Annotated in this window: 20 protein-coding genes; 6 read left to right on the top strand and 14 right to left on the bottom strand. The window is 53.7% G+C overall.

Annotation, left to right across the window (positions count from 1 at the left end):
* Nucleotides 1-16: 16 nt before the first annotated feature.
* Together OGY62_RS09295 and OGY62_RS09290 are read right to left on the bottom strand one after the other, a co-directional pair.
* Nucleotides 17-1,411 (bottom strand): NarK family nitrate/nitrite MFS transporter, encoded by a 1,395-nt coding sequence (locus OGY62_RS09295; protein WP_286459635.1) that lies wholly within the window; start codon nucleotides 1,409-1,411, stop codon nucleotides 17-19.
* A 215-nt stretch (nucleotides 1,412-1,626) separates the two neighbouring features.
* Nucleotides 1,627-2,205: a TetR family transcriptional regulator gene (locus OGY62_RS09290; protein ID WP_058669179.1), complete on the bottom strand. Its 579-nt coding sequence runs from the start codon at nucleotides 2,203-2,205 to the stop codon at nucleotides 1,627-1,629.
* Nucleotides 2,206-2,323: 118 nt separating this feature from the next.
* On the opposite strand from OGY62_RS09290, the gene OGY62_RS09285 reads away from it, so the two are divergent.
* Nucleotides 2,324-3,811: an MFS transporter gene (locus tag OGY62_RS09285; RefSeq protein WP_286459634.1), complete on the top strand. Its 1,488-nt coding sequence runs from the start codon at nucleotides 2,324-2,326 to the stop codon at nucleotides 3,809-3,811.
* 1 nt (nucleotide 3,812) lies between these two features.
* Here OGY62_RS09285 and OGY62_RS09280 read toward each other — a convergent pair whose 3' ends face one another.
* From OGY62_RS09280 to yddG, 3 genes are all read right to left on the bottom strand, one after another.
* Nucleotides 3,813-4,253 (bottom strand): GFA family protein, encoded by a 441-nt coding sequence (locus OGY62_RS09280; protein ID WP_024130326.1) that lies wholly within the window; start codon nucleotides 4,251-4,253, stop codon nucleotides 3,813-3,815.
* Between the two features lie 80 nt (nucleotides 4,254-4,333).
* Nucleotides 4,334-5,434 carry a porin OmpC gene (gene ompC, locus OGY62_RS09275; protein WP_047463657.1) on the bottom strand — a complete coding sequence of 367 codons (1,101 nt, stop codon included), beginning with the start codon at nucleotides 5,432-5,434 and terminating at the stop codon, nucleotides 4,334-4,336.
* Between the two features lie 568 nt (nucleotides 5,435-6,002).
* Entirely contained in the window at nucleotides 6,003-6,884 is an 882-nt protein-coding gene (gene yddG, locus OGY62_RS09270; protein ID WP_104868662.1) for an aromatic amino acid efflux DMT transporter YddG, read from the bottom strand.
* Between the two features lie 234 nt (nucleotides 6,885-7,118).
* On the opposite strand from yddG, the gene fdnG reads away from it, so the two are divergent.
* Genes fdnG through fdnI form a run of 3 tightly spaced genes read left to right on the top strand, consistent with a single transcriptional unit; the run spans nucleotide 7,119 to nucleotide 11,713 of the window.
* Nucleotides 7,119-10,166 (top strand): formate dehydrogenase-N subunit alpha, encoded by a 3,048-nt coding sequence (gene fdnG, locus OGY62_RS09265; protein ID WP_286459632.1) that lies wholly within the window; start codon nucleotides 7,119-7,121, stop codon nucleotides 10,164-10,166.
* 13 nt (nucleotides 10,167-10,179) lie between these two features.
* A complete protein-coding gene (gene fdxH, locus OGY62_RS09260; RefSeq protein ID WP_012132387.1) occupies nucleotides 10,180-11,064 on the top strand; it encodes a formate dehydrogenase subunit beta in 885 nt (294 codons plus the stop codon).
* A complete protein-coding gene (gene fdnI, locus OGY62_RS09255; protein ID WP_012132388.1) occupies nucleotides 11,057-11,713 on the top strand; it encodes a formate dehydrogenase-N subunit gamma in 657 nt (218 codons plus the stop codon). Before fdxH ends, fdnI begins: the two co-directional genes overlap by 8 nt.
* Before the next feature lie 137 nt (nucleotides 11,714-11,850).
* Here fdnI and maeA read toward each other — a convergent pair whose 3' ends face one another.
* A complete protein-coding gene (gene maeA / locus OGY62_RS09250) occupies nucleotides 11,851-13,548 on the bottom strand; it encodes a malate dehydrogenase (RefSeq protein WP_012132390.1) in 1,698 nt (565 codons plus the stop codon).
* A 173-nt stretch (nucleotides 13,549-13,721) separates the two neighbouring features.
* A complete protein-coding gene (sra, locus tag OGY62_RS09245) occupies nucleotides 13,722-13,865 on the bottom strand; it encodes a stationary-phase-induced ribosome-associated protein (RefSeq protein ID WP_024130331.1) in 144 nt (47 codons plus the stop codon).
* Between the two features lie 169 nt (nucleotides 13,866-14,034).
* On the opposite strand from sra, the gene osmC reads away from it, so the two are divergent.
* The gene (gene osmC / locus OGY62_RS09240; protein WP_200030259.1) at nucleotides 14,035-14,466 is read left to right on the top strand and encodes a peroxiredoxin OsmC; all 432 of its coding nucleotides are present in this window, start codon (nucleotides 14,035-14,037) and stop codon (nucleotides 14,464-14,466) included.
* Nucleotides 14,467-14,566: 100 nt separating this feature from the next.
* Here osmC and OGY62_RS09235 read toward each other — a convergent pair whose 3' ends face one another.
* From OGY62_RS09235 to OGY62_RS09205, 7 genes are read right to left on the bottom strand one after another with little or no spacing between them, the layout of a single operon-like run.
* Nucleotides 14,567-15,511, bottom strand: coding sequence for an oligopeptide/dipeptide ABC transporter ATP-binding protein (locus OGY62_RS09235; protein WP_047463662.1), 945 nt, complete (start codon nucleotides 15,509-15,511; stop codon nucleotides 14,567-14,569).
* Nucleotides 15,504-16,490 carry an ABC transporter ATP-binding protein gene (locus tag OGY62_RS09230; RefSeq protein WP_286459629.1) on the bottom strand — a complete coding sequence of 329 codons (987 nt, stop codon included), beginning with the start codon at nucleotides 16,488-16,490 and terminating at the stop codon, nucleotides 15,504-15,506. Before OGY62_RS09230 ends, OGY62_RS09235 begins: the two co-directional genes overlap by 8 nt.
* Complete coding sequence (gene ddpC, locus OGY62_RS09225) at nucleotides 16,487-17,383, bottom strand: D,D-dipeptide ABC transporter permease (protein WP_012132395.1); 897 nt, start codon at nucleotides 17,381-17,383, stop codon at nucleotides 16,487-16,489. The genes OGY62_RS09230 and ddpC overlap by 4 nt, the downstream gene beginning before the upstream one ends.
* Nucleotides 17,380-18,402 carry an ABC transporter permease gene (locus tag OGY62_RS09220; RefSeq protein WP_012132396.1) on the bottom strand — a complete coding sequence of 341 codons (1,023 nt, stop codon included), beginning with the start codon at nucleotides 18,400-18,402 and terminating at the stop codon, nucleotides 17,380-17,382. Before OGY62_RS09220 ends, ddpC begins: the two co-directional genes overlap by 4 nt.
* 44 nt (nucleotides 18,403-18,446) lie before the next feature.
* Entirely contained in the window at nucleotides 18,447-20,009 is a 1,563-nt protein-coding gene (locus tag OGY62_RS09215) for an ABC transporter substrate-binding protein (RefSeq protein ID WP_071258326.1), read from the bottom strand.
* A gap of 16 nt (nucleotides 20,010-20,025) precedes the next feature.
* Nucleotides 20,026-20,613 (bottom strand): D-alanyl-D-alanine dipeptidase, encoded by a 588-nt coding sequence (gene ddpX / locus OGY62_RS09210; RefSeq protein ID WP_049011702.1) that lies wholly within the window; start codon nucleotides 20,611-20,613, stop codon nucleotides 20,026-20,028.
* Between the two features lie 14 nt (nucleotides 20,614-20,627).
* Nucleotides 20,628-21,494 carry a MurR/RpiR family transcriptional regulator gene (locus tag OGY62_RS09205; protein ID WP_012132399.1) on the bottom strand — a complete coding sequence of 289 codons (867 nt, stop codon included), beginning with the start codon at nucleotides 21,492-21,494 and terminating at the stop codon, nucleotides 20,628-20,630.
* Between the two features lie 726 nt (nucleotides 21,495-22,220).
* On the opposite strand from OGY62_RS09205, the gene OGY62_RS09200 reads away from it, so the two are divergent.
* Complete coding sequence (locus OGY62_RS09200) at nucleotides 22,221-24,164, top strand: methyl-accepting chemotaxis protein (RefSeq protein WP_047463670.1); 1,944 nt, start codon at nucleotides 22,221-22,223, stop codon at nucleotides 24,162-24,164.
* The last annotated feature ends 49 nt before the right edge of the window (nucleotides 24,165-24,213 follow it).

Below are 24,213 nucleotides of genomic sequence, written 5' to 3'. Positions count from 1 at the left end.
CTGTGATGAATATGTTTTATTTTTTTGTTGCTGCCGGTTTACGGCGACCATAAACCAGCCAGGTCACCAGTACGCAAACGATGTAAAACACCAGAAAGATTTTCATTGCGCCAACCGGCGAGCCGGTCAACGCCAGAGAAGAACCAAAAGCTTTAGGGATAAAGAAACCGCCGACTGCGCCAATCGCAGAGATAAAACCGAGGGCGGCAGCCGTATCGGTCACGGCTTCACGCTGGGCCTGCGTATCTGAGCCGCCGCGCAGTTTCACTCTGTAGATCGTGATCTGGCGGAAAATGACCGCAATCATCTGGAAGGTCGAGCCGCTTCCCAGGCCCGCCGTCAGGAAAAGCCCCATAAACACCAGATAGAAGGCGATAAAACTTCCTGAGCCGGAGCCCGGTAATGTCAGAAACAGCAGGGCGGTAAACAGCGCCATGAAAACGAAGTTAATCAGCGTGACGCGAACGCCGCCGAACTTGTCAGAAATAACGCCGCCCGCAGAACGCGCAAGCGCGCCGATAAACGGGCCAAAGAAGGCCAGTTGCAGAATATTGACGTCGGGAAACTGGGTTTTCGCCAGCATGGCGAATCCTGCGGAGAAACCGATAAAAGAACCGAAGGTGGCGAGATAGAGCAGGCTGAGCAGCCAAAGGTGAAAGCGTTTCAGCACCGGCAGTTGAGACGCGACAGAGGCTTTCGAACTGGCGATATCATTCATCCCGGTCCAGGCTGCGAGGGTCGCGATAAGCAATAACGGCACCCAGATCCACGCGGCGTTCGTCAGCGAAAGCAGCGAGCCATCGGGCTGCGGCACACCTTGTACGCCCAGAAAAGTGAACATGGGCAGGAAAATCACCAGCGGGGCGACAAGTTGCATCACGCTGACGCCAAGGTTGCCTAAACCGCCGTTCACGCCGAGGGCGCTACCTTGCTTTGCTTTCGGGAAGAAAAAACTGATGTTGCCCATGCTGGAGGCAAAGTTAGCGCCAGCAAAACCGCACAGCAGCGCAATGATAATAAATACTCCAAAAGGGGTGGATGTGTTTTGCACCGCAAAACCGAGCCAGATACAGGGAATAATCAGAATAACTGTGCTAAAAATCGTCCAGCGACGCCCGCCAAATATAGGTACCATAAAGGAGTAGGGCACGCGTAATATAGCCCCGGACAGCGAAGGTAAAGCGGTTAATAAAAAGAGCTGGTCAGTGGTGAAATTAAAACCAATTTTATTCAAATTAACGGCGACGGCGCTAAATAACATCCAGACGCAGAATGCGAGCAATAAACAAGCCACTGATATCCAAAGATTTCTTCGGGCAATGTGTTTACCTTTGTTTTCCCAGAAAGCGGGTTGTTCTGGCCTCCAGTCACTCAAAAGATAACGATTATTTTTCTCATTTTGTAGCGCCATATTGCCCTCACACGCACACGTCGTTCATGAAAAAAAAGAAATAAGTCCAGGAAGGGCGCGCGAGCCCTTTTTAGAATTTATTGAAGACTTTTAAGAATATTGATTGAAAGGATAGATAAAAAAGCGAGACCACGAGGAGTGAAGGGCGGTTAATAAGTTGCTTAAGTGTTACCAAATGTAAACACAAAAGATGCATTGTTAACTGGCGTATAACATCAGCGAAATAACTCCAGTGTAATCATGCGGTCCAGATGCTGCTGGTAGGCAGGATCGGTCATTTCAGGCATACCGAGGGCGTACATGCCGTCCAGCCCGCAGGCTAATGCGATTAATCGCCAGGCGACATCAGCGGCGGCTGAGGCCAATGAAAATTCTCCTGCCTCCTGACCGCCTTCAATGATGGCGGTCGTTTCTTCATGCCACATTTGCATGGTCAGCAGGTAGGCGCTTTTAATTTCCGGGTCGTTATCCGCCAGGATCTGCGCTTCCCGCCAGAGTTTAATGTAGGGCTCTAATCCACCATCGTCACTCCCCAGCATGGCGTGCAGCCGCATGCGCCAGGTGCAGTGCTCGGGCACCAGGCTGGCATCCAGCAAGGTGCGAATCAGACGAACGAATACCTGAGATTTAAGCTCGCCCGAACTGCTGAAATGGTGGTGGAGTTGCCCGGTCGCGACGCCGGCTTCCTGCGCGATTCGCCTTACCGTCATGCCGCTCAATCCCTCTTCCAGCGCGACGCGCATTGCCGCTTGCAGGATCACCTCACGGCGCTCATCCCGATTCAGATAACTCATGGCTTTCTCCCATTTTCGCAGTTGGCGCAGTGTAACAAAAAGCTGGACATGCGTTCAACTTTCCGTAGGATCGCGAGAGTTGAACATGTGTTCAGTTTTTGCTTTCAAAGGACGTTTTATGTTTCGTCAGTGGTTAACGTTAATGATTATTGTACTGGTCTACATCCCTGTTGCGATTGATGCAACGGTGCTGCACGTTGCCGCACCCACGCTGAGCATGACGTTGGGCGCCAGTGGCAACGAGCTGTTGTGGATCATTGATATTTATTCTCTGGTGATGGCAGGGATGGTGTTGCCGATGGGCGCACTGGGCGATCGAATCGGCTTTAAACGCCTGCTGTTGCTGGGGGGAGGCTTATTCGGTCTTGCGTCGCTGGCGGCAGCGTTCGCCCACAGCGCCAGTTGGCTGATTGCTACCCGCGCGATTCTGGCTATTGGCGCGGCGATGATTGTTCCGGCGACGCTGGCCGGTATCCGCGCCACGTTTTCTGAGGCCCGTCACCGTAATATGGCGCTTGGCGTCTGGGCGGCCGTAGGGTCGGGCGGCGCCGCGTTCGGCCCGCTGGTCGGCGGTATGTTACTGGAGCACTTTTACTGGGGATCGGTCTTCCTGATCAATGTGCCCATTGTCCTGGTGGTGATGGCGTTAACGGCGCGCTTTGTGCCTCGCCAGTCCGGTCGCCGCGATCAGCCATTGAACTTTAGCCATGCGGTCATGCTGATTATCGCCATCCTGCTGCTGGTATACAGCGCGAAAACCGCGCTGAAAGGGCAACTGACCAGCGGCGTTATCGCCCTGACGCTGATGATCGGCGCGCTGTTGTTGGGCATATTTATCCGCACGCAGCTCGCCGCAGCGCGCCCGATGATCGATATGCGTCTGTTTACGCATCGCATCATTCTGAGCGGCGTTGTGATGGCGATGACGGCGATGATCACGCTGGTCGGCTTCGAGTTGCTAATGGCGCAGGAGCTTCAGTTTGTTCATGGCTTAACGCCGTATGAAGCAGGACTGTTTATGCTGCCGGTGATGCTCGCAAGTGGATTCAGCGGCCCCCTTGCCGGGATGCTGGTTTCACGACTGGGATTGCGAACAGTGGCGACTGGCGGCATGGCGCTAAGCGCGCTGAGCTTTTATGGTCTGGCAATGACGGATTTCAGCACGCAGCAATGGCAGGCCTGGTGCCTGATGGCGCTGCTGGGTTTTAGCGCCGCCAGCGCGTTGCTCGCCTCTACTGCCGCCATTATGGCCGCTGCGCCCGCAGAAAAAGCGGCGGCGGCCGGGGCGATAGAAACCATGGCCTATGAACTGGGCGCCGGGCTTGGCATTGCGATCTTTGGCTTGTTGTTAAGCCGCAGCTTTTCCGCATCTATCCTGCTTCCTTCCGGCCTGAACGCAGAGGAAATCGAACGCGCATCGTCGTCAATGGGAGAAGCGGTGCAGCTGGCGGATACGCTCTCGCCTTCACTTGGTGAGGCGATACTGGACGCCGCCAGACAGGCGTTTACCTGGTCGCACAGCGTGGCGCTGAGCAGTGCCGGAAGCATGTTAATTCTGTTAGCAGTAGGGATGTGGTTTAGTCTGGCAAAAGTAAAACGCGGCTAACCTAATGTGCTAATTGACAGGGGTAATCCATCGCTTCGATCTCTTTACCGCTCAGGCGAGCGTATTGCCCCGTCAACCGCCAGAACGCAGGTTGCGTTTCGGTATAGATTTCGGCTGCCAGGATCAGACGACGCCGTTCATCTTCGGTTAATTCCAACAGCGTCCAGGGCATAAAATAGCGGTCGCTTTCCGTCAGCCGGAACCACAGCGGACACCCACAACCTGAACAGAAGTAGCGTTCGCCACGCAAAGAAGAAGAGAAGTGAGAGGGCTCTGGTGAATGGGGAGCCATAAGCGGACGACCGCAGGCTTCCAGGTACATCGCAATACCACCAGACCATTTTTGACACAGCGTGCAGTGACAGGCATAAACATCGAGCATTTCAACGTCAACGGTAAAATGACTCTGCCCACAGAGGCAACGTCCTGTGAACGTTTGCACGGCATACTCCTTATGACCGGATCAACATCTGGAGAAAAGCCAGCCCATCATGGGCTGGCTTATGTTCAAATCAGGAAAGATTAGAACTGGTAGGTCAGACCAACAGCAACGATGTTGTCAGTGCTAACGCCAGCTGCTTCGGTGAAGCGGCTGTCGTCAACCAGGTTGATTTTGTAATCAACGTAGGTAGACATGTTTTTGTTGAAGTAGTAGGTCGCGCCCACATCGATGTACTCAACCAGATCCTGGTCGCCCCAGCTACCGATATCTTTACCTTTGGATTTCAGGTAAGCGATGGACGGACGCAGACCGAAGTCGAACTGGTACTGAGCAACAGCTTCGAAGTTCTGCGCTTTGTTCGCAATGTGATCGCTGCCGTAAGCAGTCATATTGCGGGTTTCAGAGTAGGTGGTCGCCAGGTAGATGTTGTTCGCATCGTATTTCAGACCAGCAGCCCAAACCTCTGCGTTTTTACCGCCTGCGTTCAGTTCGTTCGCAGCAGAATTCACCTGCGCGTCAGTACGGTCAGATTTTGCATAAGATGCACCCACGCCGAAACCGTCGAACTCATAGGTAGAGGAGATACCGAAACCGTCGCCATTCGCTTTAGTGATGTCAGCGCCGTAGATTTTATCGCTGTTACTACGTTCGTTTTTACCCTGATACTGAGCAGCGAAGTTCAGACCTTCAACCAGACCGAAGAAGTCGGTGTTACGGTAGGTTGCAACGCCGGTAGTACGGCCAGTCATGAACACATCGCTCTGGGTCCAGGTATCGCCACCGAACTCAGGCAGAACGTCAGTCCATGCGCCGATGTCGTAAACGACGCCGTAGTTACGGCCGTAGTCCAGAGAACCGAACTGATCAAATTTCAGACCAGCGAACGCCAGACGCGTTTTGTTGCCTTTGGTGCCGTTGGACTCGTCGTTGTTGCCTTTGAATTCATATTCCCACTGGCCGAAACCGGTCAGTTGGTCGTTGATCTGAGTTTCGCCTTTGAAGCCCAGACGCGCATACGTTTTATCGCCATCATCACCCTTGTCGTCAGAGAAATAATGAAGAGCGGTTACTTTACCGTACAGGTCCAGTTTGTTGCCGTCTTTGTTATATACCTCAGCTGCGTTTACCGCACCTGCTGCCAACAGGGTAGTCACTGCCACTGCAACTAATTTAAGTTTCATTTTAATTAATCCTTATAATTTTCTTAGCGTGTTTCCTAAACCATTTCTAAACGAGGCCGCTTGTCAATGGCAGACTATTTTTAATAGACGTCGTGGTACTAATTCAATAATAAGTTTCATAAGATTACAAATTATTTGAAGTTGTGTGATCCAGATCTACATAATAGATCTCATGGTATTAATTTTAGATGGGTACATCCTGAGATAATATATTTTCAAAAGGAATTGTTTTGCGGGTGATGGTTTTATTGTCTCTAGTCACGCTTGCTGACTATATACGAAAATACAGTTACAAATGAACATAAAATGCTTTATTTTATCAATTGAACATCATAATTTTAACAAAAACAAAACAAGTGATGAAGTATTATACACTCCGTTCGCCATTCATCAGCAACAACAAATTTTCATTTAAATAACTATATGGCAAGAAGCCAGAAAAAAAGCAAATAAGAATTTTCGAAGAAATAATGCCGGTCGCAATATTTATTTAACCGAAATTAATACAGCAGGAAGAGAGTCGGGGCAGCCACAGAACTCGAAAGATAATCCGCCCCGATCACTGGCTTCAGGCGCGACGCGTCGCTAACCAACAAAGCAGGGAACCCGCACACACCATAACTGCACCTTGCCAGAATGAAAATGACAGCGGCGCGCTTAACAGGACAGCGGCCAGCGCAGATGACAGTACCGGTGTAAAATAGGACCCCACAGCCATAATCGTGACGTTGCCATGCAAAATACCCACGTTCCATGCTGCATAAGCAAATCCTAACGTCAGGGCAGCAGAAAACAGTTTGATAACGACAGGCGTGCTAAAAATCATCTCCGGCTGCGGCGTCAGAAAATAATGTACCCATAAACTTGCAGCAGTGAGGAGGACAAATATCGTAATGCCATTAAACCCTCTGGCATATTTGTTAGTGACGGTACAGTAGGTTGCCCAGATAAACGCGCCGAGAAAAGCGAGAAAATAGCTTAATGGGCTGGTTGCAATATTGCTGATAATTTCATCGACATGGAGTCCATGTTCACCGCCTAAAACCCAACAGACGCCGGTTAACGCGACAATTAATCCAGGAACAACCAGCCAGGTTGTTTTTTGTCCATTGAACAAAATAGCAAAAAGAATCGTCAGGCTGGGCCATAAATAGTTGACCATGCCGACTTCAATCGCCTGGTGACGCGTTGCTGCATATCCCAGCGAGAGCGCCAGACATATTTCATAACTGACAAACAGTACGCTGCCAGCGATTAAATAACGAACAGGAAAACGACGAATATTGGGGAACCCAACGGTAAAGATGAGCAATAATCCGCTTAGCGAATAAATAGCGGCGGCGCCGCCAACAGGCCCAAGTCCTTCACTTACCCCACGAATAAGCCCGACCATCGTGCTCCAGAGTACGATGGCAATAAGTCCAATTAACGTTGCTTTTTGTGTCGTCATTCTCTCCGTTTATCCCCATTCCTGGTCAAAAAAATATCGCTGAAATTTATAGCACTTTTACACCTTCCCGCGCTAATTCATTGTCTTTCTGATACTCCTTTGGTGGTATATAAACTCGACAAAAAGAACTATTTAGTAGCGGAACCGATTCGTTATTGATTTGACGCAAAAAAGTTATGGATATTGCTGTTAGTTTCCTCGCGAAGTTACATCCCTGGAAAAAAGAGGAAAGCAATGGACGTCAGCCGCAGACAATTTTTTAAAATCTGCGCGGGCGGTATGGCGGGAACAACAGTCGCTGCTCTGGGTTTTGCACCCAAAATGGCACTGGCTCAAGCGCGAAATTATAAGCTGTTACGCGCTAAAGAGATCCGAAACACCTGCACATACTGTTCCGTAGGTTGCGGGCTATTAATGTATAGCCTGGGCGATGGAGCAAAAAACGCAAAAGAAGCAATTTATCACATCGAAGGGGACCCGGATCATCCGGTCAGCCGTGGCGCATTGTGTCCGAAGGGCGCAGGTTTGCTGGACTATGTACACAGTGAAAACCGCTTGCGTTACCCGGAGTATCGCGCGCCCGGTTCAGATAAATGGCAACGCATTAGCTGGGATGACGCGTTCACCCGCATCGCAAAGCTGATGAAAGCCGACCGTGACGCCAACTTTATTGAAAAGAACGAACAGGGCGTAACGGTAAACCGCTGGCTTTCCACGGGGATGCTTTGCGCCTCCGCCGCCAGTAACGAAACAGGCATGTTGACGCAGAAGTTCGCGCGTTCCCTCGGCATGCTGGCAGTAGACAACCAGGCACGCGTCTGACACGGACCAACGGTAGCAAGTCTTGCTCCAACATTTGGTCGCGGTGCGATGACCAACCACTGGGTTGATATCAAAAACGCCAACGTCGTTATGGTGATGGGCGGTAACGCCGCTGAAGCACATCCGGTGGGATTCCGCTGGGCGATAGAAGCGAAAAACAACAACGACGCCACGCTGATTGTCGTCGATCCACGTTTTACACGTACAGCCTCGGTCGCGGATATTTACGCGCCTATTCGTTCCGGTACAGACATTACCTTCCTGTCCGGCGTACTGCTGTATCTGATTGAAAACAATAAAATCAATGCCGAATACGTTAAGCATTACACCAACGCCAGCCTGCTGGTGCGGGACGATTTTGCTTTCGATGATGGTCTGTTTAGCGGCTACGACGCCAAAAAACGCCAGTATGACAAGTCATCCTGGAACTATCAGTTCGACGAAAACGGCTATGCAAAACGTGATGAGACGCTGAGCCATCCGCGCTGCGTATGGAATCTGCTGAAACAACACGTTTCCCGCTATACGCCAGATGTTGTCGAAAACATCTGCGGTACGCCAAAAGCCGATTTCCTGAAAGTGTGTGAGGTGCTGGCCTCCACCAGCGCCGCCGATCGTACTACTACCTTCCTGTACGCGCTGGGCTGGACGCAACATACCGTTGGCGCGCAGAACATCCGTACGATGGCGATGATCCAGTTGCTGCTCGGCAACATGGGGATGGCAGGCGGTGGCGTCAACGCCTTACGCGGCCACTCTAACATCCAGGGGTTAACGGATTTAGGTCTGCTTTCCACCAGCCTGAGCGGTTATCTGACCCTGCCGTCTGAGAAGCAGGCGGATCTGCAAACCTATCTGAGCGCAAACACGCCGAAAGCCACGCTGGCTGACCAGGTGAACTACTGGGGCAACTATCCGAAGTTCTTCGTCAGTCTGATGAAATCGTTCTACGGCGATGCGGCGCAGAAAGAGAATGACTGGGGCTTTGAATGGCTGCCGAAGTGGGATCAGGCCTACGACGTCATTAAATACTTCAACATGATGGATAGCGGTAAAGTGACCGGCTACATCTGTCAGGGCTTTAACCCGGTTGCGTCCTTCCCGGACAAAAACAAAGTGGTGCAGTCGCTGAGCAAGCTGAAGTACATGGTGGTCATTGATCCGCTGGTGACGGAAACCTCCACGTTCTGGCAGAACCACGGCGAGTCTAACGACGTCGATCCGACGTCGATCCAGACTGAAGTCTTCCGTCTGCCGTCAACCTGTTTTGCCGAAGAAGATGGCTCTATCGCCAACTCTGGCCGCTGGTTGCAGTGGCACTGGAAAGGTCAGGATGCGCCGGGCGAAGCCCGCAACGACGGCCAAATTCTGGCCGGTATTTACCACCGTCTGCGTGAGATGTATCGCAGCGAAGGGGGTAAAGGCGTTGAACCGCTACTGAAGATGAGCTGGGACTACAAACAGCCGGATCATCCTGAGTCTGAAGAGATTGCGAAAGAGAACAACGGCTACGCGCTGGAAGATCTCTATGACGCCAACGGCGTCCTGCTGGTGAAGAAAGGCCAGTTGCTGAGCAGTTTTGCCCAGTTACGCGATGACGGAACGACGTCGTCCTCCTGCTGGATTTATACCGGCAGCTGGACCGAGCAGGGCAACCAGATGGCTAACCGTGACAACGCCGACCCGTCAGGTCTCGGCAATACGTTGGGTTGGGCATGGGCATGGCCGCTGAACCGCCGCGTACTGTATAACCGCGCCTCGGCAGATCCGCAGGGTAAACCGTGGGATCCGAAACGGATGCTGATTCAGTGGAACGGGTCGAAGTGGACGGGGAACGATATCCCGGACTTCAACACCGCCGTACCGGGTAGCGCAACCGGGCCGTTTATCATGCAGCCGGAAGGGCTGGGACGTCTGTTCGCCATCGATAAGCTGGCGGAAGGGCCGTTCCCGGAACACTACGAGCCGATGGAAACGCCGCTGGGTACCAACCCGCTGCACCCGAACGTGATCTCCAGCCCGGTCGTTCGTCTGTACGAAGAAGATGCGCGGCGTATGGGCAAGAAAGATCAGTTCCCGTATGTCGGTACAACCTATCGTCTGACCGAACATTTCCACACCTGGACCAAGCACGCATTGCTGAATGCGATTGCTCAGCCAGAGCAGTTTGTGGAAATCAGCGAAAACCTGGCGGCCTCGAAAGGGATTGCCAACGGCGACGCAGTGAAAGTCAGCAGCAAACGTGGATTCATCCGGGCGGTTGCCGTGGTGACCCGACGTCTGCAAACGCTGAACGTCAATGGTCAGCAGGTTGAAACCGTGGGTATTCCGCTGCACTGGGGCTTTGAAGGGGTTGCGCGGAAAGGCTATATCGCGAACACCCTGACGCCAAATGTCGGTGATTCCAACTCGCAAACGCCGGAATATAAAGCGTTTTTAGTTAACATCGAGAAGGCGTAAGGGAGGCGAACATATGTCTTTGGAAACGCAGGACATCATCAAACGGTCTGCAACAAACCCGATCACGCCGCCTCCCCAGGCGCGTGATTATAAAGCGGAAGTCGCAAAACTGATCGACGTCTCCTCCTGCGTAGGCTGTAAAGCCTGCCAGGTGGCTTGTTCCGAGTGGAATGACATTCGTGACGAGGTGGGTCATTGCGTCGGGGTGTATGACAACCCGGCCGATCTTAGCGCGAAATCCTGGACGGTGATGCGTTTTAGCGAAACCGAACAGAACGGCAAGCTGGAATGGCTGATTCGTAAAGACGGCTGTATGCACTGTGAAGATCCGGGCTGCCTGAAGGCATGCCCGTCTGCCGGCGCGATCATCCAGTACGCTAACGGGATTGTTGATTTCCAGTCCGAACATTGTATTGGCTGCGGCTACTGCATCGCCGGGTGTCCATTTAATGTTCCGCGCCTCAATAAAGAGGACAACCGCGTCTATAAATGTACGCTGTGTGTGGATCGCGTCAGTATCGGTCAGGAACCGGCTTGCGTGAAAACTTGCCCAACCGGGGCAATCCATTTCGGCACCAAGAAAGAGATGCTGGAGATGGGGGAGCAGCGCGTGGAGAAACTCAAAGCGCGCGGTTTCGAACATGCCGGTGTTTACAACCCACAAGGTGTGGGCGGTACGCACGTCATGTACGTTCTGCATCACGCGAACCAGCCGGAGCTGTATCACGGCTTACCGAAAGATCCACAGATCGATACCTCTATCAACTTGTGGAAAGGGGCGCTGAAACCTCTGGCTGCCGCCGGGTTTATCGCCACCTTCGCCGGGCTTATCTATCACTACATTGGTATTGGCCCGAACAAGGAAGTGGACGATGAAGAGGAGGACCATCATGAGTAAGTCGAAAATGATTGTGCGCACGAAATTTATCGATCGCGCCTGTCACTGGACGGTGGTGATTTGCTTCTTCCTGGTGTCGCTGTCGGGAATTGCGTTTTTCTTCCCGACGCTGCAATGGCTGACGCAAACCTTCGGGACGCCGCAGATGGGGCGTATTTTGCACCCGTTCTTCGGCGTAGCGATTTTTGTCGCACTGATGTTCATGTTTGTGCGCTTTGTACACCACAACATCCCGGACAAGAAAGATCTTCCGTGGCTGAAAAATATTGTGGAAGTTCTGAAGGGCAATGAACACAAAGTCGCCGATGTCGGTAAGTACAATGCCGGGCAGAAAATGATGTTCTGGTCGATCATGAGCATGATTTTCGTGCTGCTGGTGACGGGCGTGATTATCTGGCGTCCGTACTTCGCGCAGTTCTTCCCGATGCAGGTCGTGCGTTACAGCCTGCTGATCCATGCGGCGGCAGGCATCATCCTGATGCACGCCATCCTCATCCATATGTATATGGCATTCTGGGTGAAAGGATCGATTAAAGGGATGATCGAAGGTAAGGTGAGTCGTCGCTGGGCGAAGAAACACCACCCGCGCTGGTATCGCGACGTCGAGAAGGTCGAAGCGAAAAAGGAAAGCAAAGAGGGATTACAATAACCCACTTTCAAAAGACAAAAGCGCTACGTCTGTAGCGCTTTTTTTTTGCCAACAGAATGCCGGATGGCGCTGCGCTTATCCGGCCGACAACCGTATAAAACGCAGGCCCGGTAAGCGTAGCGCCACCGGGCAAACACTCAGATAGAGGTACGGCGGTAATCGCGGTATTCCGCTTGCCAGAAATTCTCGTCGATGGCTTGCTGTAGCGCTTCTGCGGACGTTTTTACCGCCACGCCCTGTTGCTGCGCCATTTTACCCACGGCAAAGGCAATCGCTCGCGACACGGTCTGAATATCTTTCAGCTCCGGCAATACCAGACCTTCGCCGTTGAGCACCAGCGGAGAGTATTTCGCCAGCGTTTCGCTTGCCGACATCAGCATTTCGTCAGTAATACGCGACGCGCCGGACGCAATCACGCCCAGGCCGATCCCCGGGAAGATGTAGGCGTTATTACATTGCGCAATAGGGTAAATTTTATCTTTCCAGGCCACCGGCGCGAAAGGACTGCCGGTCGCGACCAGCGCATTGCCTTCAGTCCAGGCGATGATGTCCTGAGGCGTGGCTTCAACGCGGGACGTCGGGTTAGACAGCGGCATCACGATCGGACGTGGGCAGTGCTTGTGCATCTCGCGAATAATCTCTTCAGTAAAGAGCCCGGTTTGCCCCGACACGCCAATCAGAATGTCCGGCTTCACGTTGCGCACGACATCAAGCAGGGAGAGCACTTCGCTTTCGCTGTCCCAGTGTTGCAGGTTCTCGCGTTTTTGCACCAGCTTCGTCTGGAATGAGAGCAGGTTAGGCATCTGATCCGTCAACAGACCAAAGCGATCCACCATAAACACTTTCTGGCGAGCGGCTTCTTCGCTGAGTCCTTCGCGTTGGGTTTGCGCGATGATCTGTTCAGCAATCCCGCAACCGGCAGAACCTGCGCCAAGGAAGACGATTTTCTGCTCGCTCAACTGGCTGCCCGCCGCACGGCTGGCGGCAATCAGAGTACCGACGGTCACGGCTGCCGTTCCCTGAATATCATCGTTGAAAGAGCAGATTTCATCGCGATAGCGATTAAGCAGCGGCATCGCGTTTTTCTGCGCAAAATCTTCGAATTGCAGCAAGACGTCCGGCCAGCGCTGTTTCACCGCCTGAATAAACTCATCGACGAATTCATAGTATTCGTCATCGGTGATACGCGGGTTACGCCAGCCCATATAGAGCGGATCGTTCAGCAACTGCTGATTGTTGGTGCCGACGTCCAGCACCACCGGCAGGGTATAGGCCGGGCTGATGCCGCCACAGGCGGTGTACAGCGACAGTTTACCGATTGGAATCCCCATTCCGCCAATGCCCTGGTCGCCAAGACCGAGGATGCGTTCCCCGTCCGTCACCACAATCACTTTGATATTGTGGTTAGGCACGTTTTGCAGGATATCGTCCATGTTGTGGCGGTTCTGATAAGAGATGAACACGCCGCGCGCGCGACGGTAGATCTCAGAGAAGCGCTCACAGGCGGCGCCCACCGTTGGGGTATAGATAACCGGCATCATCTCATCGAGATGGTTTTGCACCAGTCGGTAGAACAGGGTTTCGTTGGTATCCTGAATGTTGCGCAGATAGATATGTTTATCGATTTCCGTTTTGAATCCCTGATACTGGATCCAGGCGCGCTCCGCCTGTTCTTCAATCGATTCGACCACTTCCGGCAGTAACCCCAGCAGGTTGAAGTTACGGCGTTCTTCTATACTGAAAGCGCTTCCTTTATTCAGGAGAGGAAATTCCAGCAGCACAGGGCCAGCGTAAGGAATATAAAGGGAACGCTGTTTCTTGATTTTGGTTTCCATGTCACTCACTCTTTTTCGAATATCCGTTCCTGGTGCTGTTTTATGGGCGTACTTAGGTTTTCACCAGGGCGTCGGGCAAAGAGTATAAAGCATTGTGAATGAATCCAGGCTTTTGTAAGCAAAAACACCATTGCGGTTGCAATGGTGTTTATCGTCATATCAGAACGGGGCGCTTACTTTTGGCTGTCAGCGTGACGTTTTCTGCCAGTAGGGTTGTTGACCACGCTGACTTTGTCGCCTTCGGTCACGAGCTTGCGTTGGTTGGAAATTTTATGGTCCAGTCCAAGAATATGACGGGCCTGACGGTTCGATTTCATTTTAACTCCTCAATCCTGTTGCTAGTTTTAAGGACAAATTCGCAATTGCGAAAGAAACGTAACCCCTTAGGTTGCTGGTACAGCATAGCAGGTTTTCCCGGGAAGGCGACCGAACGCGTGTAACAGAGTTGGTCTATACTTTCTGTTTTGAGCCAACAGGAGAGCAAGAATGACAATCCATAAGAAAGGTCAGGCACACTGGGAAGGCGATATTAAAGGTGGAAAAGGTACGGTATCGACCGAAAGCGGCGTGTTGAATCAACAACCCTATGGCTTTAATACACGCTTTGAAGGCGTAAAAGGAACCAACCCGGAAGAGTTGATCGGCGCAGCCCACGCGGCCTGTTTCTCGATGGCGCTTTCGCTGATGCTGGGCGAGGCGGGTTTTACCCCATCGTCAATCGACACGACAGCCGATGTCTCGCTGGATAAAGTCGCCGCGGGTTTTGCGATCACGAAAATTGCGTTGCACAGTAAAGTTGCCGTACCTGGCATTGATGCGTCCACCTTTGACGGCATTATTCAGAAAGCAAAAGCCGGATGCCCGGTTTCGCAGGTGCTGAAAGCGGAAATCACGCTGGATTATCAGTTGACGTCATAACGGCATCAATCTCGACGGCCCGGTGATTGAGCGTCGGGTCGGCCCCACAACACCCTGTAGGCCCGGTAAGCGACAGCGCCACCGGGCGATTGCCTGGCTCTTACTCCACCGCTCGCCAGCAGCGAACGTCGCTCTCCGATCCCCGCGTCAATAATGCCTGCGGTTTTTCACAGCCACGGGTTGCCAGCGGACAGCGATCGCGAAAATAACACCCTTGCGGCAGGTGGCGGTTCCCCGGTAATTCCGTTTTGCGCAGCACCAGATCTTCTGCCAGCGGCGCCCCCGTTTTCGGAACGGAATCCAGCAACAGCCGGGTATAGGGATGCGCAGGCGTGGTTAACACCTGTTGCGCGTCGCCCAGTTCAACAATTTGCCCGAGATACATCACCGCCACCCGATCGCTCATGTACCGCACAACCGACACGTTGTGTGAAATCAGCACATACGTCAGTTTACGGCGCGTCTGTAGCGCAACCAGCAGATTCAGGATCTGCGCCTGCACGGAGATATCCAGCGCGGAAGTCGGTTCATCAAGCACGATAACGTCCGGCTCTGACGATAAGGCGCGGGCGATGGCGATGCGCTGGCGTTGTCCGCCGGAAAACGCATGGGGAAGCCTGTCGAGGTACTCAGGCCGGATGCCAACCTGTAAGGCCAGTTCTTCCGCCAGCGTCCGCCGTTCACGTTCGCTGTTATGCTTCTGGAGCCAGACGGGCTCGGTGATAATCCGCCAGACGGGTAATCGGGGATCCAGCGAAGAGAGCGGGTCCTGAAAGACCATCTGCATCCCGCTGTTGGCGCCGGTGCGCGCAACGCCAGGCCGCGAGCACTCGCCGTGGCTGGGTTTTAACATTCCCATCAGCAGTTGCGCCAGCGTACTTTTCCCGCAGCCGGATTCCCCCACGATGCCGAGCGTTTCTCCCTGGCGAATCTGCAAATCCATACCGTTCAGGGCATGTACGCGTTCCGTCACCCGGCCCAACCAGTTTTTACGGGCGGGGAAGGTGATATGGACATCCCGTAACGAGAGCAATATGTCAGACATGCGTCATCTCCTGTTGTGGATACCAGCAGGCGGATTGTTGTTCAGGTTCGCCATGATTCTCCAACTCCGGGACAGCCTCGCACAGCGTCCCGGCGGCAAAACAGCGTTCGCGGAAGGCGCATCCGGTTGGCAGGCAGGTCAGGTTAGGCACCGTCCCTGGAATCGCGGGCAACGGCGCGCGAGGTTCGCCGTGCTCCGGCGCGCATTTCAACAAACCAATGGAATAGGGATGCGTGGGGCGGCGAATAACCGTCTGCGTGGGGCCGCTCTCAATCACGCTTCCGGCGTACATGACATACAGCCGATCGCACAACTGCGATACCACCGCCATGTCATGGCTGATAAACAGCACCGCAGTACCGCTGGCTCGCGCTTTTAGTTTCAGCAAACGCAGAACCTGTAGCTGCACCGTGACGTCCAGCGCGGTAGTGGGTTCGTCGGCAATAATCAGCTCCGGCTCGCAGGAGAATGCCAGTGCAATCATCACCCGCTGGCGCATCCCGCCGGAAAGCTCAAACGGAAATCGCGCCATAACCTGCGCCGCATCGGGAATTTGCATCTCTTCCAGCAGGGCGATGGCTTTCTCCCGCGCCGCCTGGCGGCTCACCGCCTGATGATGGCGAATGACTTCCACCATTTGTTGCCCAATGCGCCGGGTGGGATTCAGCGCCGTCATTGGCTCCTGGAAGATCATCGACACGCGCGCGCCGCGCCATTTACGCATCTGCTTTTCGCTGGCATTCAGCACGTCCTCGCCCAGCAGCGATACGCGGCCCTGATGAATGTGATAGCTGCCTTCCGGCAGCAGCCGCATTGCCAGCATGGCGGTGACGGATTTACCTGACCCGGACTCGCCGACCACGCCGACGATTTCGCCCCGGTCGATACGCAACGATACGTGGTTAAGGGCGTGAACATCGGCTTTGTAACTCGGAAAGCTCAGGTGTAAATCCTCAATTTCCAGCACGGGTTGGGTCATGACTGTTTTCCTCCGGCTTTAGGGTCAAGTAGATCGCGAATACCATCGCCAAACAGGTTAAACCCGACAGCGGTAATCAGGATCGCCGCCCCAGGAAAGGCGCAATACCACCACTGGTCGAGGACATAGTTACGACCAATAGCCACCATTGCGCCCCATTCAGCGGAGGGCTGTTGTGCGCCAAGGCCAATAAAGCCCAGCGTGGCGGCCATCAGGATCGCACTGCCAATATCCAGCGACGCCTGCACGATAAGCGGCGGCAGCGAATTACGTAAGATATGCCAGCTGATAAGGTGCCAGCGGGAAGCGCCATACGTTCGGGCAGCCTGTACATAGGTAAACTGGCGCACGACCAGCGTTTGCCCTCGCGCCAGGCGCACATAAAAAGGAATACGGACAATGGCGATCGCCATCATGGCGTTAAACAGGCTCGGCCCCAGCGCGGCGGCCAGCGCCATCGTCAGCACCAGCGAAGGAATCGACAGCATAATATCCATCAGACGCATAATAATGGCGTCGGCGCGCCCGCCCATGACGCCGGAAAGACAGCCAAGCAAGGAGCCGATTCCACCGGCAATCCCCACGACGACCAGCCCGGCGACAATGGATTGCTGGCTGCCGACCAGTACGCGGCTGAACAGATCGCGTCCCACTTCGTCAGTGCCGAACCAGTGCGTCGCAGAGGGCGCAAGCAGGCGTGCGGTCAAATCAATGGCATTGGGATCGTAAGGCGTTATCCAGGGCGACAGCACCATCAGTAGCAACATCAGGATGATAATCACGCCGCCGGTCAGCGTCAGCGGGCTGCTTTTCATCAGCCAGAAGAGTTTTGCCCAGTCGATCCGGCGGCGGGCGGTCTGCGACGGGGCGGGCGTCTCTTGCGTTAACATCATTCAGCACCTCCGCGACCGATTCGGGGATCGATCCACAAATAGAGTAAATCGACGACCAGGTTTACCAGCACATAAGCCAAAGAGACCACTACGGCGAATCCCATCACCGCCGGAAAATCCAGCGCCTGAATAGAGGTGACCACCCACGCCCCCATTCCCGGCCAGGCAAAGACCGTCTCGGTAAGCACGGCGCCATACAGCAAATCTCCCAGCGCCAGCCCCAGAACGGTAATCGACGGAATCAGGGCGTTAGGCAAGGCATAGCAGAGCACGATGTACCAGCCAGGCAGACCGCTGGCACGCGCGGTGCGAATGTAGTCCTCACTGAGTTGTTCCAGCATGGCGGAACGAATCTGACGGGCGACAATTCCCAGGTGGACAAACGCCAGGGTCAGCGCCGGTAAAATAAGGTGTTGTAACGCGTTGAAAAAGACCTCGCCATTCCCCTCCAGCAGCGCGTCAATCAGGTAGAACCCGGTGACGTGGGCGGGCGGGTCCAGCCAGTCATCAAGCCTTCCGCCGCCGGGCAGAATTTGCAGATGCCCGTAAAACAGAACAATAACGCCCAGCCCCAGCCAGAACGCCGGGGTGGAAATGCCGGTTATCGCCATCAGCCGCACCAGATGGTCCAGCCAGCGGTTTCGCCATACGGCGGATAAAATCCCCAGCGGAATCCCGATCACCAACGCCAGCAGCAGGGAACAGAAGGCCAGTTCAAGCGTGGCGGGGAAAAACACGCGCAACTCTTCCATTACCGGGCGGCCAGTGCGTATAGACGTGCCCAGATCACCGTGAAAAACGTCGCTGACATAGCGAAAAAATTGCACATACAGCGGCTGATCCAGCCCCAGCTGCTGGCGAATGTTTTCGACAATCTCATCGCTGGCGCGATCGCCGGCCAGCAGTCGCGCAGGGTCGCCAGGAATCAGGTGAGAAATAATAAACGTAATTACGCAAACACCGGCGACCACCAGAATAAGTCCCCAGCATCGCTGGCGTAAAATGCTCCAGAACGTCATAGGCTTCCCCTTGCGGAGCCATAACGGCCCCGCATCAACGTGGCTTATTTACTCATGGCGCCAATGTTAAAGACCTGTTCCAGCATGGGGTTGAAGACAAAGCCTTTGACCTCTTTGTTCATCGCCAGCTGGTAGTTTTTCTGGAAGAGATAGACGTAGGCGGCCTCATCAATCACGATGGTTTGCGCCTGCTGGTAATCCTTCGTTCTGGCCGCCTGATCGGTGGTGGTCAGCGCGCTGCGCAGAAGTTTATCGACCCCGGCGTTTTCATAAAACGAACGGTTACCCGGCAGGCCTTTCTTATCAGACTCAAACCAGTAGTTCATGAACATGTACGGGTCGGCGAAGTCCGGGCTCCAGTTGCCGATGGCAATGTCGTAATCACCTTTGCCGATCCGGTCACGCATGGTGGCATTCGCCAGTTTTTCCAGCTTCACCTTAATGCCCAGCTTGCTGAGACTGGCCTGCGTGGAAAGCGCAATCGGCTCCCAGTTCGGATCGTTATCAGAGTAGAGGAAGCTCAGGCCATCGGGCTTGGTCGCGACTTGCTCCCAGGCGGCTTTAGCTTTCGCTTCATCAAAACTGTACTGCATTGCCTTCGCGTCATAGCCCCACATACCTTCAGGAATCGGGCCGCGCATCTGCTTGCCGTTACCGCTGAGGATACCCGTCACCATGCCCTGATAGTCCGTTGACCATGAAATGGCCCGGCGCAAATCCACCTGATTCAGCGGCGCTTTACTGTTGTTCAGATAGAGATAAGTCACGCGCAGCGAAGGGTAATCCGCCACGTTGACTTTCCCTTCCTGTTTTAACGCGTTGAGCTGGTCTACCGGGAGAGCATCGGCAATGTCGATGTCTCCCCGCGACAATTGCAGGCGGCGGGAAGCGCTCTCACCAATAATTTTTACCGACACGCGCTTAAAGGCAGGTTTGGCTCCCGCATAATGCGGATTCGGCACCAGAATCAGCTGCTGTCCTTTCTGCCAGCTTTTCAGCATAAACGGGCCGGAACCTGCGGTGTTCTGCGCCAGAAAACCGCGCGCATCATCTGCGGCATGTTCTTTCAGAACCGCCGGGTTAATAATGGAGGCGCCGTCATTCGCCAGCGTGTACAGGAAGGGCGCAAACGGCTGGCTCAGCGTAAATTTCACCGTATAGTCATCGACGGCTTCGACTTTCAAATCTTTTGGAAAGGCTTCTGCCGGGCCTTGCCCAATTTTCAGCAGACGCGCAAAAGATTGTTGCACCGCATCTGCCGTAACGGGCGAGCCATCAGCGAATCGGGCATCTTTATTAAGGGTAAACGTCCACTCTTTCTGATCGTCAGAGGCCTTCCAGTCGCTCGCCAGATCGCCTTCAACCTCCGTGGAACCTTTACCTCCCTCGGTTTTGTACTGCACAAGGCGTTGATAAGACGGGTAGGTCACCGTCCAGTCGTTGTTATCAATAGTGACGGCAGGATCAAGCGTTTGCGGATCGGCCGCTTTACCAATCACCAGCATATCTTTGGGTACAGCCGCCTGAGCGGCGGGCAGGGCAACAGCCAGTGCCACGGCAATCAGGGCGGGACGAAACAGCGAAGTTAAAGTGTGTGTTGTCTTCATGACCGTGCTCCATCATTTACAGGGAGGGTTGTGTTGTTGTGCGTGATGCCGGGAAACAGGCAATGCAGTCGTCGAGCAAGGGGTAGCTGGCCGCGTCCGGCAATTCGAAATGCCACCATTCACTGCTGATGCCGACAAAACCACCGCCAAACATAATGGCGTTCAATAACAATCGATTACGTTGCGCTGCGGGTGGAACAGAAGGGTGATACGAGTGCGAGCGATCGTGCATTTCATCAAAACCGGCCCCCATATCAAGCACGTTGCCATGCTCATCCATCAGAGTGACGTCAATTGCCGTACCACGGCTATGGTTTGAACCGATGGCCACATCCACCACGTATTGCGGATCGGGACAGACATGCCACAGAACCGACTGCGCCTGCTGGGGACGATAGGCGTCGTATACCACCAGAGACAGCCCTGCCAGCTGCGCGATGCTGATACTTTTCGCCAGCGCGGTGACGGCATCCGTATGCAACAGGCAACGGGCCTCCCGGTAAATGGGCGCGCCGGTGAGGTTATCGGCGGTGGCGTATTTGAGATCGATATGCAGCGAGGGGAAAATCACTGACAGATCGACCAGTTCAGGGGTTTCTGACATAGCACGTTTCCTGTTTATTGTTCGAATTGACCAAACTCTTGTTGCAGCTGGCGATTGGTTCGCAGCCGTTCAGCAAGCGTATCGCCCAGTTGATCTACCACGCCTGACAGCAATAAGTTGAACAGGCAGCTCACGGGGGCGAGCGAATCCCAGAAGTGCCCGGTGTCGGTTTTTACCTGCAATAAGTCGATGGCGTAGTCTCTGGCCCACGGACACCAGACATCAGTGATTAACGCCAGCGGAATGCGCCGCTCGCTGGCAACGCGACAATACTGACGGGCAGCGGCGGAATAGGCGCGGGTATCCGTGATCACCACATATGGCCGTGCGAACCCGGAATTCAGCGACTCAACCCAGCTCCCGGATAGCCCTTCGGAATAACTGACTTTGGGCCGCAGGTATTCCAGATGGCTGAAAAAGGCGTTAGCAATGCCGCGCGTGGACTGAATCCCCAGAACATACACGGCCTCCGCATGCGCCAGTTGCTGAGCGATGCGCAAGAACGTTTCACTTTGCGCCAGCTGATAGACGTGGGTGATGGCATCAATTTCCAGCGACAGCGACTGACGCGCTCTGTCGGGCAGCCGCTGCTGCTGTTGCCAGGAGTCAAGGCGTTCATTCATCCCCCAGGGCTGATAGGGCACGGATGGCAGTTCCCGCAGGCTGGCCTTGGCGTCCTCAAGATTACGAAAACCAAGCTTCCGTAAATAACGTCCCACCGTGATGCCGCTGGTGCCTGTCGCTCTGGCGATACCGTCTGCCGTTTCAAACGGTATCTGCGCCGCGTGCGCTAACAGCCAGCCTGCAACGCGCTTTTCGCTGGGCGTATGCTGGCTAAAACTCTTCTCAATTCGGGCAAATAACTCAGGTTTTGATGTCATTACCGTCTCGCTGTTAGTGAGCTGTCAGAGAGCGTTCCGCTGTTACTGAATTAACAATGCAGGACGCATGCCAACCTGGAAACCACGGCATCGCCGTCTTTTTTGTTAAATTAAGGTGATATTTAATTAACGAATGATCAACATTTGTGCAGATTAGTTCACTTTTGGTGCAGCGATCGTCAGAGAGGGCATGAATGTGTCGAATCCGTCGCAGGGATCACATTGTGATGCCAGAAATTGCAGGGTCAAAAATGGCAAACGCCAACGTGGATAGCAGAGAAATATAAAAGCGCGAGACACATTATTTATCGGCGGAAAGAACGGTGTATTATTTTTTTAGATTTAATAAATATTCATCAGGCAAGTAATCTGTTCATTTTACGCATTAAAATACAACGCGATATTAATTATTCTTTTATAACAGACAGGTTTGTAGCAACGTATGAAGGCAGGCGAAGCGTAAAACCCCCTGACTTATGAAGTGCGGCACAACCAGGAGAACACAAGGCCTGGCGCGTAAGTGATTAAAACAACGCATTAAAAATAATATTCAAAATAAGCTTGTCACGCTATTTAAATCAGGTGAAAGTGCAGGATTTTGTTATTAGTGACAACGTCACATTTAAGAGCGTGTTAATATTTCTTAACGAACCATAAAACCGCATAAAGATATAAATTTGTGTGCCGATACTGAATAAAAGAGAGTCGTTTACATAAGGGGTTTGTATGGTCTGGTATCCATCACGCATTTCCACCCGTCTGACGATAGGGGGGATTGCGCTGCTTGCAGTGACCACGCTGGTTATTGTTGCCATTATGCTCTGGCGCGGTCAGCCGCGCGTTGTTGAGATCAACTCCGCCCTGATAGAGGAGACAGGGCAAGGACTGACTCGCCAGTTAGGTACTGTTTTATCGCGTATTGAAGGTGAAACGGTAAGCCTGTCGCGCCTTGCCGAAGTGCTGCCAAACGACGAATCGCTATACCAGCATGTCGTTCCGCATCTTATTGGCGAACAGAATGATTCTATCATTACCGGCGGCGGCATCTGGCCGGAGCCGGATGCCTTTACGCCCGGCATTGAACGACGCAGTTTCTTCTGGGCGCGTGATGCAGAAGGGAAATTGATCTTTTCCGACGACTACAACGTCGCCGGAGGAAGCGGTTATCATAACGAAAGCTGGTACCTCCAGGCGAAAGGGCACTCACAGAACAGTTGCGTCTGGTCTGATGTTTACCAAGATACGATTTCCGGGGTTAACATGGTGACCTGTAGCATTCCTTATCAACTGGCAGGGAAATTTGCCGGCGTCGCCACAACTGATATCCGGCTGGATAACGTCGCCACCTTTATGCAACAGCAGGGGAACAGCACAGGCGGTTATGCCTTTGTGGTGGATAAACAGGGGCAAATCCTCTATTTCCCGCAGGCCGATCACGCGCAGTTTAAAACGTTTACTGACCTGGTCAAAGCCTCTGACTGGCTCGCCCCGGTAGCCGGGTCGCTGAAAACGCTGAATGCCTCGGCCGATGTCGCCACCATTCCCCTTGAACACGACGGCATACTGGACGGGCCTTCCCGGGTGATGCTTTTCCCGATGGCGGATACCGGGTGGATCGTTGGGCTGGTGACGCCTGAAGAACGCGTTGTCGGACTGGCAAAAGTGATGATGAAGGATGTACTGGAAGTGCTGATTCCGATCATGGCCATTCTGCTGGTGGGTTCCTGGCTGGTGGTGCGCCGTCTTATCTCTCGTCTGGACGATACGCGTCGCGCGCTGGATGATATCGCCCAGGGCGAAGGCGACCTGACTCGCCGCCTAGACGTCCGGGGTAAAGATGAGATTTCCGATATTGCTCAGGCCTTTAACCTCTTTGTGGACAAAATATCCGCGATCCTGATTACCGTTCGCAGCAGTAGCGTGGTGGTTGCGAATAACGCCGTCAGTCTGGCTGACAGTAATATGGAGTTATCCTCCCGCGTAACGCAGCAGGCTGCCGCGCTGGAGGAAAGCGCGTCGGCGATGGAGCAATTAAATGCGACCGTTCATCAAAATACCGGGAATACACAGTTAGCCGATGAGCTTTCCGAAAACACGGCGCAAACGGCTAACCGCTGTGGCGATGTCATGCAGGGCGTGATTTCCACGATGGATAACGTCAGCGCGTCGTCCGGCAGGATGGTGGAAATTGTCGCCGTTATCGACAGCATCGCGTTTCAGACCAACATTCTCGCGCTGAATGCGGCGGTGGAAGCCGCACGAGCGGGTGATGCCGGTCGCGGATTTGCCGTCGTCGCCTCTGAAGTGCGTACGCTGGCACAGCGCAGCGCCACCGCCGCGCAGGAAATCAAGGCGTTAATCGATGAGTCGGTTTCACACGTAGACAGCAGCAGTCAGCAGATCCATAACGCCGGGGATCGTCTTGGCGAGTTGGTCGGCAACGTGCGTCAGGTCAGACAATTGATGGGTGAAATTCGCGTGGCGGGTGAAGAACAGCGTAAAGGTGTCTCTGAGGTCACGCTGGCAGTAACCGAAATGGACAGTACGGTTCAGCAGAACGCGTCGCTGATTGATGATGCCGCTGCGCGAACCCAGGTCCTGAAAGAGGAGGCTGAACAACTGGCGCTGCTGGTCTCTTCATTCAGATTGCCTGAACCCACTGCGGCATAATTTTCTCTCTCCCTCACAGAACGTCTGCAAATTGCAGACGTTCTGCTTG

Origin of the sequence: Citrobacter sp. CK198 (assembly GCF_030333295.1) — a bacterium.
In the GTDB taxonomy this organism is placed as follows: Bacteria; Pseudomonadota; Gammaproteobacteria; order Enterobacterales; family Enterobacteriaceae; genus Citrobacter_B; species Citrobacter_B koseri.
Note: the sequence above shows the minus strand (reverse complement) of the source record. Positions and strands in the feature narration are given on the sequence as shown.

What these genes read in the sequence shown, in the direction of transcription:
- OGY62_RS09295 (WP_286459635.1), bottom strand. Translation starts at nt 1,411, where the DNA reads ATGGCGCTACAAAATGAGAAAAATAATCGTTATCTTTTGAGTGACTGG.
- OGY62_RS09290 (WP_058669179.1), bottom strand. Translation starts at nt 2,205, where the DNA reads ATGAGTTATCTGAATCGGGATGAGCGCCGTGAGGTGATCCTGCAAGCG.
- OGY62_RS09285 (WP_286459634.1), top strand. Translation starts at nt 2,324, where the DNA reads ATGTTTCGTCAGTGGTTAACGTTAATGATTATTGTACTGGTCTACATC.
- ompC (WP_047463657.1), bottom strand. Translation starts at nt 5,434, where the DNA reads ATGAAACTTAAATTAGTTGCAGTGGCAGTGACTACCCTGTTGGCAGCA.
- yddG (WP_104868662.1), bottom strand. Translation starts at nt 6,884, where the DNA reads ATGACGACACAAAAAGCAACGTTAATTGGACTTATTGCCATCGTACTC.
- fdxH (WP_012132387.1), top strand. Translation starts at nt 10,180, where the DNA reads ATGTCTTTGGAAACGCAGGACATCATCAAACGGTCTGCAACAAACCCG.
- fdnI (WP_012132388.1), top strand. Translation starts at nt 11,057, where the DNA reads ATGAGTAAGTCGAAAATGATTGTGCGCACGAAATTTATCGATCGCGCC.
- maeA (WP_012132390.1), bottom strand. Translation starts at nt 13,548, where the DNA reads ATGGAAACCAAAATCAAGAAACAGCGTTCCCTTTATATTCCTTACGCT.
- sra (WP_024130331.1), bottom strand. Translation starts at nt 13,865, where the DNA reads ATGAAATCGAACCGTCAGGCCCGTCATATTCTTGGACTGGACCATAAA.
- osmC (WP_200030259.1), top strand. Translation starts at nt 14,035, where the DNA reads ATGACAATCCATAAGAAAGGTCAGGCACACTGGGAAGGCGATATTAAA.
- OGY62_RS09235 (WP_047463662.1), bottom strand. Translation starts at nt 15,511, where the DNA reads ATGTCTGACATATTGCTCTCGTTACGGGATGTCCATATCACCTTCCCC.
- OGY62_RS09230 (WP_286459629.1), bottom strand. Translation starts at nt 16,490, where the DNA reads ATGACCCAACCCGTGCTGGAAATTGAGGATTTACACCTGAGCTTTCCG.
- ddpC (WP_012132395.1), bottom strand. Translation starts at nt 17,383, where the DNA reads ATGATGTTAACGCAAGAGACGCCCGCCCCGTCGCAGACCGCCCGCCGC.
- OGY62_RS09220 (WP_012132396.1), bottom strand. Translation starts at nt 18,402, where the DNA reads ATGACGTTCTGGAGCATTTTACGCCAGCGATGCTGGGGACTTATTCTG.
- OGY62_RS09215 (WP_071258326.1), bottom strand. Translation starts at nt 20,009, where the DNA reads ATGAAGACAACACACACTTTAACTTCGCTGTTTCGTCCCGCCCTGATT.
- ddpX (WP_049011702.1), bottom strand. Translation starts at nt 20,613, where the DNA reads ATGTCAGAAACCCCTGAACTGGTCGATCTGTCAGTGATTTTCCCCTCG.
- OGY62_RS09205 (WP_012132399.1), bottom strand. Translation starts at nt 21,494, where the DNA reads ATGACATCAAAACCTGAGTTATTTGCCCGAATTGAGAAGAGTTTTAGC.
- OGY62_RS09200 (WP_047463670.1), top strand. Translation starts at nt 22,221, where the DNA reads ATGGTCTGGTATCCATCACGCATTTCCACCCGTCTGACGATAGGGGGG.